Consider the following 15,270-nt stretch of genomic DNA (forward strand, 5'->3'; position numbering starts at 1 on the left):
AGTGAATGGCGATTGAGTAAATTAATCAGTCACTCAATCACCAATTCACTCAATCACTCAATATTTTACGTTAGTTGATATTCGGGCAGGCTCATGAGGGCGGTGGTGAGGGCACGGATGCGTTCGGAGCGGGTCTGGCCGGGCTGGTTCGGCTTCCCGATCAGGCTGCGTTGTTCGGCGCGGAGCGGCAGGGGCAGCAGTACGGCCGCCAGCGCGTCGGGCAGGTCAGCGTCGGGGGTTTTGGCAAACGACTCCTCGAAACCCGCCCAGTCGACCGTAGTGCGAAAGGTTTGGCCTCCTTTGCGGGCGAGGGCTTCGGTATTCACGTCGCCGTCTTCTTTCGGACGAACGGGTACGTCGGCGGCTTTCAGCACGTAGTTGGGCAGCTGCATCCGGAACAACAGGCTCGACGAATCGATCCAGTTTTTTCCGCCGGGCCAGCCCGCTACGTTGGGCGGATAAAACAACACCTGCCCCAGCGTGCGCTGAACGAAGAGTTGCGGCTGCGGCTGATCGAAGGTGATGTTTAGCGTGTGGCGCATCCCGGCCAGCAGCTCAACCGGCGATTTGATGTGCGTCCCTACGTTCTGGGGCTCGTAGAACCAGTCGGCGGTAAAGATATGCGTCATCAGATCGGCCATGTCGTAGCCGTTTTTCCGGAACCGGGCGGCCAGTTCGTCGACCCGTTTTTTGTCTTCGGTTTCGTTGACGAAGAAACGGTAAATTTTGGCGGTGATGTGGCGGGCCGTCTGCGGTTTGTCGAGCAGCATCCTGATCACGTCCTCGCCCCGGAACGCCCCCGTCTGGCCAAACAGCGTTTTTTCACCCTCGTCGTGTACCCGTTCGCGAAACACGAACTGCCCGTCGAGGGTAAACTGCCAGCCCGTAAAGGCGCGGGCCGCTTCTTTAATATCCTGCTCGGTATAGTTGCCCCGGCCCAGGGTAAACAGCTCCATGACCTCGCGGGCAAAGTTCTCGTTGGGCGCGTTTTTGCGGTTCTGCTGGTTGTTCAGAAACTGGAGCATGGCCGGTTCTTTCGATACCGCCATCAGCAGGTCGCTGAACGTACCGAGCGCGTGCTGGCGCAGGGTGTTGGCATACAGCTGCATGAACAGGGGGTTCTGGCCCATGGTCCGGCACGCAAAATGGCCGTGCCAGAACAGCGCCATTTTCTCGCGGAGGGCGTTTTCGCCGGAGGCCATCCGATCCAGCCATTGCAGGTTGAGGTCGCGCACTTTTTCGGCATTCATCCGAATACGTTCCTTCAGCGCATCGCGGTCGAGTTGCCCATCGCGCACCATGCCCCGCAGGCCCCGCTTCGTTACGGCCGTCTCGGGGTCGACTACCTTCAGTTCGGGCAGGGTATCGGGCCGTCCCATCAGCCGACGCACTACCGCCGGGAGCGACTGTCGGCTGGCTTCGGCCAGTTCGGCGGGGGTAGCCCCAAACGCGGCCCGATCCAGCAGATGTTTCCGTTGCTGCTGTTTGGTAAGTTTATCCATACGGTTCAGCGAGTAGCTATGCTGATAGGACAAACCGGCCTGAGCAAGGTTTAGACGCTGTTCAGAATTTTCTTTTTGTCAGGGATGTAGGGGCGCCATCCGATAATCACCCCTACATCCCCTGAGAGCTCGTTTGGGGAACATACTTGCGGACGTTAGTCGGCTAGATGGGCTGCCTTTTACACCCCCCAGCCCCCTAAAGGGGGAGTTAACCCCGCCGTTTTTTCTCCCCCTTTAGGAGGCTGGGGGGTGTAAAATCGGGTCTCTTCACGGTTTTATCTTTTTAACAACTCTTCACTAAACATCCCTTGAAGGGGGCTTTTCGGATCCAGATCAGGTCCGATCAAGTCTTCTTTGCGGATTTGGGGGTCAGTACGAACCGGTAAACAGGTCTGTAAACGTAGGCTGTTTACAAAGCAACAGAGCAGAGAACGAGTTTCTATCTTCCTATTCCGTGGCCGGTTTGTCAACCAACGCATTACCGCTCTCCCTCCCAGGGCTTGGGCCGCCAGCAATAGACAAGGCTGTGAAGTTCAGTGATACTCTCAAGATCACTCCTAACCGAGTAAAGCCAACCGGCCCGGGTGAACCGATTGATGGCCCGCTGCAAACTGCGCTGAGACAGGCCCACCAGCGAGCCCGTCCACTCGTCGCACACCACCACATACCGACCCATGATCTGCGTGTAAAACAGCGGGTGAGCCAGCGAAGCTGATTTTAGAAAACCATAATTTTCATATGTCGTATAAAGCCGGTAACACACCATGGTATCGCGCCTGACCCGGGGCACAATTACAAAAATCACCCCTTTCTGATGGAATCGCTTATCCCTGGGCTCGTTCATTCGACGGTTGATGTAGTCAGGGATGATGCGCAGCAGAAACGTATCCTGGATAGCCGCCTGCTGCAGTTGCAGCGAGTCAGCGCGCTGGGCGGTGGCCCGGTTGGCCAACAGCAGCCCCAGCAGGGCCACCGCCAGGCCCCACCTACAAACAGACATGGCCAGGCTTATCTTCATAGTGATTTGGTTAGCTGTCAGGCAAGCCATCGGTCTCGCGCTACAAAAGAATCTTGATATCAGGCTCTTCGCCTTGTTTGAAAATCACGCGCCAATTCTCACAGTGGTCAATGGGATACGGACTGTGCTTTTCCAGACGAAGCTTGGCCACGACCTGCTCAAATTTTTTGATATACGATTTGGGATACACGATACCCGGACTGGTCTGATACCAGTCAAAATAGATGGCGATACTATACCCATCTACCTCACTGAGGTAAGCCGGAATTTCTGCCCTCAAGCCCTCACGGCTTTTCGTGGCCCCAATCTGGATCTCATGGTAATCTGGGTTGTTGTACTTATTTGAGATAGCTATCGATATCACCGTCGTGTCTTTCTGCAGGCCATGCCGTTGATTAGCTTTGATGTAGCGCCTGATCACAGCCGTATGCGCTTTGTCGAGTTGCACTAAGAAGGTCGAATCCACGCGAGGTGGGGTATCTCGGATCAACGAGGGTTGGCCCGCTGGGAACAGCAGAAGCAGGAACAGGAAAGTAGTCATCGTTGGACTCGTTTAGGGACAGGTGGCTTGCTCATGCTGAGTTTTGTCTTGTAGCTGGGAGTTAGACGTGGCAGGAGCGCGTTAGTAGCTGGCAGGATCTGATCTAGTTACCAAGGACCACCTGCCTGTTGATCGAATATCGTCGAAATGAAGCTGGTTTAGCCCCAAACACAGCCAAGCCCTGAGAATGCCCCGTCCGACTGAATTAAATTTTATCGGTTCAGTCTGTACCATCGATCCACCGGGCAAATGGCTGCCATGCCGAACTGGTTCCCGCCCACTCTCACGGTCGATGCGGCTCGTAGATAGTCGTTTCTACGGTGCCTGAAATCAGGTAGATAAACTTGGTCTGATCCGCAACGATACGACCCGAATTCACGTATCGTTTTCATACCTTCGCTAGTCTGGTTCTGCCGGCTCTCTGGTTCTGCTTGTTCTGGTTACTATGCATCAACGTTTACGGTCTTTGGCCCGGTGGTTTTTTACCGGCTTTGTGGGTATAAGTTTTATGAACAGCGGGTTAGCCCAGCCCCTGCCTCAGTATAACGCCCGGCAGCAGGCGCAGCTTCAGTCCCTGAAGCAACTGGTTCAGGCAGCGCGCACCGACAACTACAACCGCGCCGTTCAACTAGCCAACCGGCTGGGCCGACCGCTTGTCCAGACCTCCCGCCGGGGCGAGGTTATTGTTCTCGACGGTCTCGATGATACCGGCAATCTGCGCTACGTCGGTACTACCAGCGCTACCCGGGCCGGTAACTCGACCCGCACCTCATCCCTGTATACCGGCGGCTCACTCGGGCTCAACCTGTCGGGCAGCAGCGAATCGGTCCGGAACCGGCTGGGGATGTGGGAGGTGCGCGGGCTACCCAGAACTACGCACCTGGAAATGGGGGGGCGCATCAACCAGATCGATGTGGGACAGACCACCTCGCCCGATGAAATACTTCACTCCACCCACGTAGCTGGCATCATGATCGCACAGGGTCGGAATCCGCTCGCCCGGGGTATGGCCTATGGCGCCAATCTCCAATCGTACAACCAGAGCAACGATGCGGCCGAGATGACCGGCGCAGCCGCGAACCTGCTGGTTTCCAACCATTCGTACGGCACCATAACGGGCTGGCGGTTCAACGATAGCCGCACAACCACCACCAAATGGGAATGGTGGGGCGATACGGCCGTTAGCCAGACCGACGATTATAAGTTTGGGTTCTACGAAAGCTCGGTCCGCACCTGGGATCAGATCATGGCCAATGCGCCCTATTACCTGATTGTCAAATCGGCCGGTAACAACCACGGCAGCAACGGGCCGGGCGCCGGACAGCCCTACTACCTGGGCAACAGCAACACGATCAGTACCGTGGCCCGCGCCAGCCAGAACGGCTACGACAACATTCCGACCCAGGGTACCGCCAAAAATATACTGACCGTCGGGGCCGTCAGTAACCTGAGTGCGGGCTACAACCAGCCCGGCGATGTACAGATTGCCGACTTCAGCAGCTGGGGCCCCACCGATGACGGCCGCATCAAGCCCGATCTGGTGGGCGTGGGGGTCAGCGTCTTATCGACCAGCTCGGCCAGCGACAGTGCCTACACCACCCTCAGCGGCACGTCCATGTCGACCCCCAACGTATCGGGAACGCTGCTCCTGCTTCAGGAACTGTACGCGCAGCGCAACAACGGGCAGTTCATGCGGGCGTCGACGCTAAAGGGGCTGGCTATCCATACCGCCGACGAAGCCGGCCCGGCCCCCGGCCCCGACTACCGCCATGGCTGGGGCCTGCTCAACGCCGAACGCGCCGGCCGGGCCATCCTCAACACCGACCGGAATTACCTCGTCAGCGAACAGACCCTGACCCAGAGCCAGTCGTACACCCTGGCCGTAGTCGCTTCGGGCCGGGGCCCGCTCATGGCAACCATTGCCTGGACCGACCCCGCCGGTACCACAACCTCGCCGGTTACGCTCAACGACCGCACCCCCAAGCTCGTCAACGACCTCGACATCCGGATCAGCGACGGGCCGACCAGTACGCTACCCTGGATACTGGACCCCGCCAATCCGGCAGCCTCCGCAACCCGGGGCGACAACAGCCGCGACAACGTTGAACAGGTGCTGCTGGCCAGTCCGGAGCCGGGCAAGTCCTACACCATTACCGTGTCGCACAAACGCAGCCTGTCCGGCACCCGGCAGGATTACGCCCTGCTCGTGAGCGGCATTGGCGGCCAGGCCTACTGCGCATCGGGGCCCAGTTCGTCGGCCAACAGCAAGATCAGCCGGGTACAGCTCGGCACGATCGATCAGGCAGGCGGCAACGACTGTACGACCTACTCCGATTTTTCGCAGACCACTACGTCGGTACAGGCCGGTCAGCAACTGCCGCTCACCGTATCGCTGGGTACCTGCGGAGAAGCGCGCACCGTAACCCTCAAAGCCTTTGCCGACTGGAACCAGAACGGCACCTTTACCGACCCCGGCGAAACCATTGCCCAGTCCGGCACACTGACCAACACGGGCGTTTTCTCGACCACGGTCGGCATTCCGGCTACGGCGCAGAACGGCCAGTTCATCCGGCTCCGTATCGTGGCCGTCGAAACCGCCGATGCAGCCACCATCAGCGCCTGTGGCACGTACGGCAACGGCGAAACGCAGGATTACGGCCTGCGGGTGATACAGACCGTCAACGACATCGGCACCGTGGCGCTGCTATCGCCCCAGAGCGGCTTCTGCGGCCAAACCAACCGCGAAACCCTGGTAACGGTGCGCATCCGGAACTTCGGCTCGGCAACCCAGCGCGACATACCCGTCAGCGTCACGATTACCGATACCACGACGAACACACCCGTTGCTACCCTGACCAGTACGCTACCGCTTTTGTCGGCATTTCGGCAGGCCCAGCTCACCCTTACCCTGCCGGCTACGACCGTACTGACGCCGGGCCGACCGTATCGGTTTACGGTATCGACGGGGCTGGATACCGACCTGAACCCCGCCAACAACATCCTCTCCGAAACCCGCGTAGTCGCTACCCAACCCACTACCGGCCTGTTTGCGGTAGTACGCTGCGGCAGCGATACGGCCATTGCCCTCCGCAACACCGGAGGTGGCACCGCCTTCTGGTACGATGCCCCCACGGGTGGCAACCTGCTGGCGGCCGGTAACCGGGCCGACGTAAAGGCCCTGCCAGCAAGCGGCCAGTTCTACGCCAGCCTGAACGAGTTCTCGGGCAGTATTGGCCCGGTCGAAAAGCGCTCGTTCGGCGGGGGGACCTACGGCACCGGTTTCCAGCCTGCTCCGCTCGTGACTACGGCCGTACCGCTCCTGATCGAAAGTGCCCGGCTCTACATAGGATCGGCGGGACAGCTGACCTTCACCGTTCGGCGTTACGACGATACCCCCGTGTCGAGCGTGACGCTGGATGTAGTGCCGACCCGTGGCCAGAGCGTGACTACCCTCACCGGCGGCACCTACCCCGACGATGCCGCCGACCGGGGTGCCGTTTATCCGCTCAACCTGCGCCTTCCCGAAGCGGGTCAGTATAAGATCACGATCGACTATGCCGATGGGGCTTCTATCTTCCGGAGTAATCTAAGTGTATCGGGGTTTCCGTTCCAGCTCCGAACCCAGACCGGCCAGCCCGTCGTGACCATCAGGGGCTCGCTGTTCAACAACGGCACGACTACCGATACCCTGACAGCGGCCTGGTACTATTTCTACGACCTGAAGGTACGATCGCTCGACTGCCCCGCCCCGGCCCGGGTGGCGGTTACGCCAACGGCTGGTACCACCACCGCGGCCGCCATTACGACCAGTGGCTCTACCAGCCTCTGCGAAGGAAGCAGCGTTACCCTCCAGGCCAATACGGGCAGCGGACTGGCTTACCAGTGGCTTCGTGACGGGCAAGCCCTGGGCGGAGCCACCAGCAGTACCCTGGCCGCGTCAACAACGGGAAGTTATGCCGTTCGGGTTACCGGAACCTGCCTCCCGGTCCTTTCGGCTGCGGTGCCGGTAACGGTACGCCCGGCCGAAATTCCGACGATAGCAACCAGCGGGCTGACCCTGACTACCAATGCCGTCAGCAACATTCAGTGGCTGCTGGATGGCATTCCGATTGCGGGCGCTACGGCCCCGACCTATACCGCCGTTAGGGCGGGGCGCTACTCGATCCGGGGCGGGGTCAACGGCTGTGGCGAAGGTATCTCCGCCGAAGTCGTGCTGACCATCCTGGCCGAAGAACCCACCCTCGACGACCTGTCGATACAGGCTTATCCGAACCCGGTTACCCGTCAGCTAACCGTATCGGTATCGGCCGAGGGACTAACCACCCCCCGTCTTCGGCTCACCGACGGCCGGGGCCTCACCGTTCGGTCGGCCCCGCTGCAACGAGACGGCAACCGATTCAGATCCATTCTGGAGATGGGCGATTTACCCGGCGGTACGTTTTTTGTAGTAGTCGATAACGGACCCGACCAGCGCGTTCGGGTGAAACGTATTAGTAAGCAATAAACCATTACCTCATCTGCGTACCTCAATCCGGCGGCAGGCAGCTGCCTGTATCAATCGATTAGTCCATCATCCGGTCGGGAGCCGGATCAGGAGTCTCTTTTTGCTCAGTTGTTTGCCGGTTCTGCAACCGTTCGTTAGCGCCCAGCCGCGTATGGCAACGCGGTCACCTGACTGGCAAACCGACTTACTCCGGCAGTATACGGCCCGGCAGCAGCGGACCGCCCGGCTGGCGAAACAGCATGGCTGGCCCCTCATCAAACGGTATTCCGGTCAGCAGACCTTTCGCCTTCAGGACGTCGATGATACGGGGCAGCCCGTCTATTACCGGCTCCATAATGCCGAAGCCGCCGACGCTACCCATACCACGGCCTTATACGGTGGCAGCTCTCTGCCGGTCACGCTAGTGGGCAACTCAGCCCGCATGGCCGGGCGGCTCGGCTTGTGGGATGGCGGTCGCGTGCTGGCTACGCATCAGGAACTGGGCCCGGTTCGTATTCAGCAAAATAACAACTCGGCCCCACTCAGCGACCACGCCACCCACCTCGCCGGAACCCTCATCGGCAATGGAACAGATAGCCGGGCCAGGGGTATGGCCTACGGTGCTCAACTTACCGTCTGGGACTATACCAATGATCTGTCTGAGTTAACCTCGGCGGCTCCGAAACTATTATTGTCCAATCATGCCTACGGCCCCGTAACGGGTTGGGTCTATAACCCGTCGCGCCCCGGCACCGACCCTAATCTGAAGTGGGAATGGTGGGGCAACACCGCCATCAGCGCTACCGATGACTACCTTTTCGGTTTCTACACCGCCAAAGCCCGCGACCTCGACCGGCTCGCCTACAACAATCCGTTTCTGCTCATGGTCCGGTCGGCCGATAACAAACGGGTCGATACCGGCCCACCCGCCGGAACCCCGTATTTCCTGCGCGATTCCAACAACCAAAGTACCCTGCCCCGCCAACGCAACGACGCCTATGACGTAATTCCAGCCGAAGCCACGGCCAAGAATGTGCTGACGGTAGGCGCTGCCGATATAAGCCAGGGCGTTCAGCAGGTAACCACAACCGACTTCAGCGGCTGGGGCCCGACCGACGACGGCCGTATCAAACCCGACCTGATGGGTCTGGGCACCCGTATTTACTCGTCGATGAGTAGTAGCAACGCCAGTTACGGCACCTACAGCGGTACCAGTATGGCCTCGGCCAATGTAACAGGTTCGCTCTTTCTGCTTCAGGAACTCTACGCCCAGCAGCGGGCCACCAGCCCATCGGCACCGGGTCAGTTTATGCGGTCGGCTACCCTGCGCGGGCTGGCTCTGCATACCGCCACCCGGCCCAACCCGGCGGCAGGCCCCAACTACCGCATGGGTTGGGGGCTGCTCAATACCGAAGCTGCCGCCCGGGTGCTACTTAATGACGACCTGGCCCATCTGGTCATGGAACAATCACTGGCGCCGGGGCAGCTGTTTAGCCGCCGACTGGTGGCAGAGGGCAACGAACCGCTCATCGTTACCCTCTGCTGGACCGACCCCGAGGGGACGGCCAGCCCGGTAGCGCCGGTATCGGTCAACAACCCAACTCCCAAACTCGTCAACGACCTGGACCTGCGCCTGACCGATAGCCAGTCGACCCTTTTTCCGTTCGTACTGGACCCCGCCAACCCGGCAGCCCCCGCCACCCGGGGCGATAACAGCCGCGACAACATTGAACAGATTTATATTGCAAACCCCATTCCGGGCCAGGCGTATACCTTACAGATAGCCCACAAAGCAAAACTGACTTACGGTAACCAGCCTTTCTCCATCATTGTGAGTGGCCTTCGCCGGGCCAGCTGCGGTCTTACCGCACAGATTAGCCCCAGACGAGATACCATTCTCTGCCCCGGCAGCGACCTGTCGTTACAAAGTGCGGTCGAGTCAGCTTCCTATCAGTACCAGTGGCTGCTAAACGGCATCAGCATACCCAATGCCGAGACAGCCCGGTACGTAACAACCCAGCCCGGCAACTATGCACTTCGTATCACTGACCAGGCCGGTTGTGTGGCTACTTCGACTCCCGTTAGCGTCAGTGTCCACACGGCAGACGTGCAGATCAGTCCAGCCGGCGAACAATGGCTCTGCACCGACGGCAAACCGATTCAGCTACAGGCCAGCGGGCTGTCGACAGCAAATGCCCGCCTGACCTGGCTCCGCGATGGCGAGGTAATTACTGCGGCATCCGGTCCATCATTTTCCACAGCCCAGCCAGGCCGTTATCAACTACAGGTCAATATGTTGGGCTGTGACATCCGGTCCGAACCCACTACGATTCGGCAAACCACCGTCGACTCCATACCGCTCACTCCCACCGAAACCCAGCTTTTTTTACCGCTCGGAGCCGCCGTGACCCTCCGTGCGCCCGTCGACACCGGCTACCAATACCAGTGGTATCGGGACTCGACGGCGCTGCCCTATGCAACCCGGGCCCAATTGTCGGTTTCGGAGTCGGGCACCTATGCCGTGCGGATCACGCAGAAAACCTGCATAGGCTGGTCTTCGACCCGAACCGTACAGCTGATGGTTCTGACGGCTACAACGACCACCGCTGATGCGCAGCTTCGGTACTTTCCCAATCCGGCTCACACTGCTCTGTCGGTGCAGTATACGAATCCGGTAGCCCGGCAGGTAGACGTTCGGGTGTTCGATACCGGAGGCCGGCAGGTATTACCTGCGCAGCGGCTCAGCCGTGTCGCCGGAAGCCACGCCGGAACAGTTCCCTTGACCGACCTGCCACCCGGCCCTTACCTGCTGCAACTCCTCGATGAACGGGGTAGCCAGACCATCCGTTTTGTCAGACAGTAGCCCGAACAGCATCGGCCCCGACCCGACAGAGCGTTTGCGCTGCCAGGCCGGGGCCGACCGAAAATAAAATGTGTTGATTATTTACCCTTCGTACCTGAACCGGCTTCCTGAGCCATAGCCAGTTTAACGGCTTCGTACAGGTTGACGATACCGCCCGTTTTCGACAGGCTGGCGAAATCGACCGAGTCGCTCGTTTCGGGTTTGCGCACCTTCGTGCTATACGGCGTGGCCGACTGCATGATGATCCGCTTCAGATCGGCATAGGTCAGCTTAGGGAAATACGACTTCAGCACAGCCGCCACCCCCGCCACGACCGGCGAGGCCATGCTGGTACCGCTGTTGTTCTCGTACTTGCTGCCCGGCACGGTAGAGTAAATGTCTTTACCAGGCGCAAACACATCGACCGTTTGTTTACCGTAGTTCGAAAAGCTGGCTATCAGATCGTTCGTGTTTGGCTCGGCGCTGGCGCCTACCGTAATCACGTTCGGAATCTCTTTGCCATCCAGGAACCGGGGCGACGGATAGTTGGCCGCCGTGTCGATGTCTTTTCCGTCGTTACCGGCCGCGTGTACCAGCAGAACCCCTTTCGAGAGCGCATACCGCTCGGCTTCTTCAACCACCTCGCGCTGGGGCGAATAATCTTTTCCGAAGCTCATGTTGATGATCTGCGCGCCGTTGTCTACGGCATACCGGATGGCATTGGCTACATCTTTATCACGCTCGTCGCCATCGGGTACGGCCCGGACGCCCATAATCTGTACCGCATCGGCAATGCCCATGATACCGAGGGTATTGGTCCGGTCGGCGCCGATAATACCGGCAACGTGGGTACCGTGGTCAGCGCGCGGGCCCATGATGTCGGCGTTACCGTAGTTCCGCTCTTTCAGGTCGTTGGGGTTGTCGCCTACAATAGCGCGGCTGTCGAAGTCGGGGTTGTAGTTGTACTCGGCGCGGGCTTTGAGCTGCTCGTTGGCTTTTTCCAGCTCGGCCGTTACTGCGTCGGCATCGGCCGCACCCTGCTGCCGCAATAACCGCAGAATACCGACCACCGGCCGTTTCAGCGCAGCGTTGGTGATCGTATCCGATACTTTACTGAGCGTAGTAGTGTCGAGTTTGGTAACGTTGAGCGCTTTTTTCAGGGTCGTAACGGCGGTAGAATACTGCTCGTAGAACTGGCTGATTCCCTGATACTGCGCCTTATACTGTGCCTGGTTTTTTTCTACTTCGGCCTTCGTTTTCACGTACAGATCGTATTCTTTCTGCTCGGCCGGCTTCAGCGAGGCCCGGCTTTTACCGTCGTATTTAGGCTTCAGCTGGGCATAGAGCCGGGTTACCTCGGCCGTTTCGTAGCTGACATTTCGGCCATCTTTCCCACCGATAAAGTTCCAGCCGTGAACGTCGTCGACGTAGCCGTTTTTATCGTCGTCTTTCCCGTTACCGGCAATTTCTTTAGGATTGACCCACAGCACCCGGCGCAGGTCTTCGTGGGTGGTGTCGATACCGCCGTCGATAACGGCTACCAGCACCGGCGTAGGTTTGCGATTTTTCAGGAGTTCGCGGTAAGCGCGCTCCACGCTGATACCGGCCGAATTATCGGTTTTATCGCGGAGATACCATTGGCTCTCCTGCGCCGATGCTGCCACCGAGAACAGACAAATCGACGCGCTAACAAGGAGTTTCTTCATGAATTGTAAACAAATATTCTTCACAAATTACGAAGAAAGCGGTGATTTAAAGCCTTAAAAGTTGTTAAATGGCGCGCTTCGTTGCGTTACTTACGAATGTCAGCAAGCCGCAACCGCTCAACAACGGCTGGCGTCTGGCTGATGATATCAACAAGAGCAACCGAATTCAGATCCACCAATTGCTGGACAGTAAGTCCATAGAGCGCGGCCAGTTGCTGCAGCCGGGGCAGGTCCAGCCGGGTGGTGCCGCTTTCCAGTCGGCTATAGGCCGACTGCGTGATACCGAGCTGATCGGCAACCGCTTCCTGAGAGAGACCACAGAACTCGCGCAGCTGCCGGATTCGGGTCATGTAGTTTGGCATAGATAGGCAATTTTAAGCTACGGACAGTTTAGACACCAAAGTTTCGATTAGGAGACTTACCAGTAAAGCTGTATTGCGTGAAATCACCTTTTTTATGCGTGAAATCAACCAAAAAAAATAATTACTAATTCTATAGAAATGATAGCTAAAATTACGTTTACGTCTATTTTCTCAGATTTAATTGACACATTTTTATACATATAACTTCTATATTTTATAAAGACTAAACTCTCCAGAATCGATACCTATTTTGGTTTATGCGTAAAACGCATGACGATATGCACAATTTGCATAAATTATGCATTTTACGCATAGCTTCGTATAGAACCTACTATCAACTTTGTACCAACCAGTCGCTACTTATTCTACTGGCTCGAGACGGTTAGAAAAGTTGAAAGATTGGGAGACTTAAAAACTCAAATCACATGACTAATATAGTGCCCTACGATTACAATGTCGTTGAGATATCTAGAACCGAGTGCCAAGAGTTGAATGGAGGCTGGTGGCAGGCTGTCGCTGCTGCTGTCATAATATCAGCTATTAATAATTGGGGAGATATTAGGGCTGGATATGATGACGCGAAACACCATCGTGCTCCTCGCTATTAAGATGGTTTTGGGTTAGCCACGATTGTAAAGCTTCCATACAAGGTGGTATATCACCCGTTTATATTGTATGATATAGCAACGAAGACTTCCAACGGAGTTCTCATTCACTGTATGTAGTTGCTATGTGAAGCTATCTCAACAATCTCGTCCGACTCGAATCACATTTCAACAATTTCTTTCAAATGATAAAATACAAACGGCATTTTATCAAAATGATTTCTGACTTGATTTTAATCTATGGTGTCATGGCAATCATAGATTTCAGTCCCACGGTTATCAGATTAATAATCAAATTTTTAGCAAGATGAAAACGAACGATTCGACATTTCAACAGGTAATGAAACAGTTAACACTTGAGCCACTTTCTAGTGAGCAGCTGCTCACTATCGACGGTGGAGAGTCAGGTTGGTATTGGATCTCTTACTACGGTACTAAGTTTTCGATGGCTGTCCATAGTGGTGTTTCTCACTATAGTGCTCACAGAATGGAATTCGGCAAGTAATATTTAGTTTGAGCAGGGAATATCCTGCTCAAACTATTAATAACAATAAATATGCATCAAAACACTAGTAAATCATTTGACTTCATCTATTGGAAAAAAATTTGTTTTTTATTATTTTTATCTATAACTAACGGTTATTTGTTCTCATGGATAAATACCTCGCTTTCTATTGACACGAACCAAGATAGCCTTGCGCTGCTATCTAAGAAGGATTTATTTCTAATGATTGCTTTACACGCTCCGATTATAGAAACTATTGTCTTTCAATACATACCAATAGAGGTAACATTCAAGTATTTTAAAAGAAAATGGTTATCCTCTATAATATCGGCTTCATTTTTCTCAATAATTCACACATACAGTATATCATATATGTGCATGACGTTTATTGCTGGCATAATATTGAGTGTAGTTTACTTGGAATCGCTAAAGCATAATAAAATAGCCGTATTATACACAATCCTGTTTCATTCTGTCTATAATATGTACGGATTTTTTTTCGTAGAGTAATTTTATTTATGGACGCGATCACCTACCTCCCTACTCTTACCGTTCGTAGCCAGCTCATCTACACGTCCGTGCTAGTAGCGATAGCGGTTGCCCTGGCCTCGCTGCCGTTCATTGTTGTCGACGTATCGGTGCAGGCCAGTGGACTGGTACGGCCCGTAGCAGAACGGAGCGACGTAAAACCGCTGGTTAGTGGGCGCGTGGCTGCGCTCCTGGTCCGGGAGAACCAGTCCGTGCAGGCAGGGGCCGTACTGCTGCGGCTGCAAACCCCCGTGCTGGATACCAAACTACACCTGCTGTTGGCACAACAACAGGAGAAGCAGCAATCTATTCATGATCTAACACTTCTCCTGGATCAAAAACCCGATGAACTTCTGGCTTCAGCTACTTATCCGGCTCTTATGGCGCGGCTCCGCTCCCCGCTTTACCGACAACAGTTCGAGCAGTTCCGATTAGTGGGCCAGGAAAATCTGCAAACTCAGCAAAAACGCCGGCGCGACGTTGAAACCAGTCAGTTGCTGTTACGCGATAAGGTCGTAGCCCGGCTCGAACACGAAGACAAAGAGTTTGCGCTGAACAGCGTAGTGACGCAGTATCAGACATTGATGGAGCGGCAGCGCAGCGAGTGGCAAACGGCCCTGACTCAGCACCAATTGGCCCTCACGGAGCTACGGGCACAGGAGCAACAGCTCCGGCAGGAGCGCGACCTCTATACGGTGCGGGCGTCGGTCAGTGGCACGGTCAGTCAGGTAGCGGGGCGATATGCAGGAAGCTACATACAGGCAGGCGAGACTATCGGCATCATTTCGCCAGACTCTACACTCATAGTCGAGTGCTACGTACCCCCGAAAGACATTGGCCTGCTTCGCCCCGGCCAAGCGGCCCGGTTTCAGGTCGACGCGTTCGATTATAACCAGTGGGGCCTGATAGACGGACACATACTTGACATCGACAACGATTTTACGATTGTGGAGAACAACCCGTCATCCCGGCAACCCGTTTTTCGGGTACGCTGCCAGCTTCGGCAAAACTACCTGACTCTACCCAACGGGTACCGGGGTTCGCTGAAAAAAGGCATGACCTTACGAGCGCGATTTGTTGTTACGCAACGCTCGCTGTTCCAGCTTCTCTACGACAAAGCCGATGACTGGCTCAACCCCAACCGTACGCGCCAAAACCAGGCCGGTTCCGTCTAAACT

Annotated in this window: 9 protein-coding genes; 4 read left to right on the forward strand and 5 right to left on the reverse strand. The window is 56.2% G+C overall.

Annotated elements, in window-relative coordinates; translation table 11 throughout:
- Window positions 1-65 precede the first annotated feature (65 nt).
- The 3 genes from EQG79_RS24585 to EQG79_RS24595 form a co-directional block, all read right to left on the reverse strand.
- Window positions 66-1,502 (reverse strand): DUF1800 domain-containing protein, encoded by a 1,437-nt coding sequence (locus EQG79_RS24585; protein ID WP_129605143.1) that lies wholly within the window; start codon window positions 1,500-1,502, stop codon window positions 66-68.
- 478 nt (window positions 1,503-1,980) lie between these two features.
- Window positions 1,981-2,520 (reverse strand): hypothetical protein, encoded by a 540-nt coding sequence (locus EQG79_RS24590; protein WP_129605146.1) that lies wholly within the window; start codon window positions 2,518-2,520, stop codon window positions 1,981-1,983.
- Window positions 2,521-2,560: 40 nt separating this feature from the next.
- Window positions 2,561-3,061 (reverse strand): hypothetical protein, encoded by a 501-nt coding sequence (locus EQG79_RS24595; protein ID WP_129605149.1) that lies wholly within the window; start codon window positions 3,059-3,061, stop codon window positions 2,561-2,563.
- A 508-nt stretch (window positions 3,062-3,569) separates the two neighbouring features.
- Between EQG79_RS24595 and EQG79_RS24600 the strand changes: the two genes are divergently transcribed.
- Together EQG79_RS24600 and EQG79_RS24605 are read left to right on the forward strand one after the other, a co-directional pair.
- Window positions 3,570-7,565, forward strand: coding sequence for a S8 family serine peptidase (locus EQG79_RS24600; protein ID WP_129605151.1), 3,996 nt, complete (start codon window positions 3,570-3,572; stop codon window positions 7,563-7,565).
- Between the two features lie 151 nt (window positions 7,566-7,716).
- Window positions 7,717-10,407: a S8 family peptidase gene (locus tag EQG79_RS24605; protein WP_129605154.1), complete on the forward strand. Its 2,691-nt coding sequence runs from the start codon at window positions 7,717-7,719 to the stop codon at window positions 10,405-10,407.
- A 77-nt stretch (window positions 10,408-10,484) separates the two neighbouring features.
- Here EQG79_RS24605 and EQG79_RS24610 read toward each other — a convergent pair whose 3' ends face one another.
- Both EQG79_RS24610 and EQG79_RS24615 read right to left on the reverse strand, forming a co-directional pair.
- On the reverse strand, window positions 10,485-12,092 hold the full coding sequence (locus EQG79_RS24610; RefSeq protein WP_170315665.1) for a S8 family peptidase: 1,608 nt from the start codon (window positions 12,090-12,092) through the stop codon (window positions 10,485-10,487).
- Window positions 12,093-12,178: 86 nt separating this feature from the next.
- The gene (locus EQG79_RS24615; RefSeq protein ID WP_129605157.1) at window positions 12,179-12,454 is read right to left on the reverse strand and encodes a helix-turn-helix domain-containing protein; all 276 of its coding nucleotides are present in this window, start codon (window positions 12,452-12,454) and stop codon (window positions 12,179-12,181) included.
- Between the two features lie 1,332 nt (window positions 12,455-13,786).
- Here EQG79_RS24615 and EQG79_RS31650 point away from each other — a divergent pair.
- Together EQG79_RS31650 and EQG79_RS24625 are read left to right on the forward strand one after the other, a co-directional pair.
- Window positions 13,787-14,074: a CPBP family glutamic-type intramembrane protease gene (locus EQG79_RS31650; protein WP_394343325.1), complete on the forward strand. Its 288-nt coding sequence runs from the start codon at window positions 13,787-13,789 to the stop codon at window positions 14,072-14,074.
- Window positions 14,075-14,082: 8 nt separating this feature from the next.
- Window positions 14,083-15,267 carry an HlyD family secretion protein gene (locus EQG79_RS24625; protein ID WP_129605163.1) on the forward strand — a complete coding sequence of 395 codons (1,185 nt, stop codon included), beginning with the start codon at window positions 14,083-14,085 and terminating at the stop codon, window positions 15,265-15,267.
- Window positions 15,268-15,270: the final 3 nt, after the last annotated feature.

Source organism: Spirosoma sordidisoli (genome assembly GCF_004138325.1).
Classification (GTDB): domain Bacteria; phylum Bacteroidota; class Bacteroidia; order Cytophagales; family Spirosomataceae; genus Spirosoma; species Spirosoma sordidisoli.

What these genes read in the sequence shown, in the direction of transcription:
- EQG79_RS24585 (WP_129605143.1), bottom strand. Translation starts at nt 1,502, where the DNA reads ATGGATAAACTTACCAAACAGCAGCAACGGAAACATCTGCTGGATCGG.
- EQG79_RS24590 (WP_129605146.1), bottom strand. Translation starts at nt 2,520, where the DNA reads ATGAAGATAAGCCTGGCCATGTCTGTTTGTAGGTGGGGCCTGGCGGTG.
- EQG79_RS24595 (WP_129605149.1), bottom strand. Translation starts at nt 3,061, where the DNA reads ATGACTACTTTCCTGTTCCTGCTTCTGCTGTTCCCAGCGGGCCAACCC.
- EQG79_RS24600 (WP_129605151.1), top strand. Translation starts at nt 3,570, where the DNA reads ATGAACAGCGGGTTAGCCCAGCCCCTGCCTCAGTATAACGCCCGGCAG.
- EQG79_RS24605 (WP_129605154.1), top strand. Translation starts at nt 7,717, where the DNA reads ATGGCAACGCGGTCACCTGACTGGCAAACCGACTTACTCCGGCAGTAT.
- EQG79_RS24610 (WP_170315665.1), bottom strand. Translation starts at nt 12,092, where the DNA reads ATGAAGAAACTCCTTGTTAGCGCGTCGATTTGTCTGTTCTCGGTGGCA.
- EQG79_RS24615 (WP_129605157.1), bottom strand. Translation starts at nt 12,454, where the DNA reads ATGCCAAACTACATGACCCGAATCCGGCAGCTGCGCGAGTTCTGTGGT.
- EQG79_RS31650 (WP_394343325.1), top strand. Translation starts at nt 13,787, where the DNA reads ATGATTGCTTTACACGCTCCGATTATAGAAACTATTGTCTTTCAATAC.
- EQG79_RS24625 (WP_129605163.1), top strand. Translation starts at nt 14,083, where the DNA reads ATGGACGCGATCACCTACCTCCCTACTCTTACCGTTCGTAGCCAGCTC.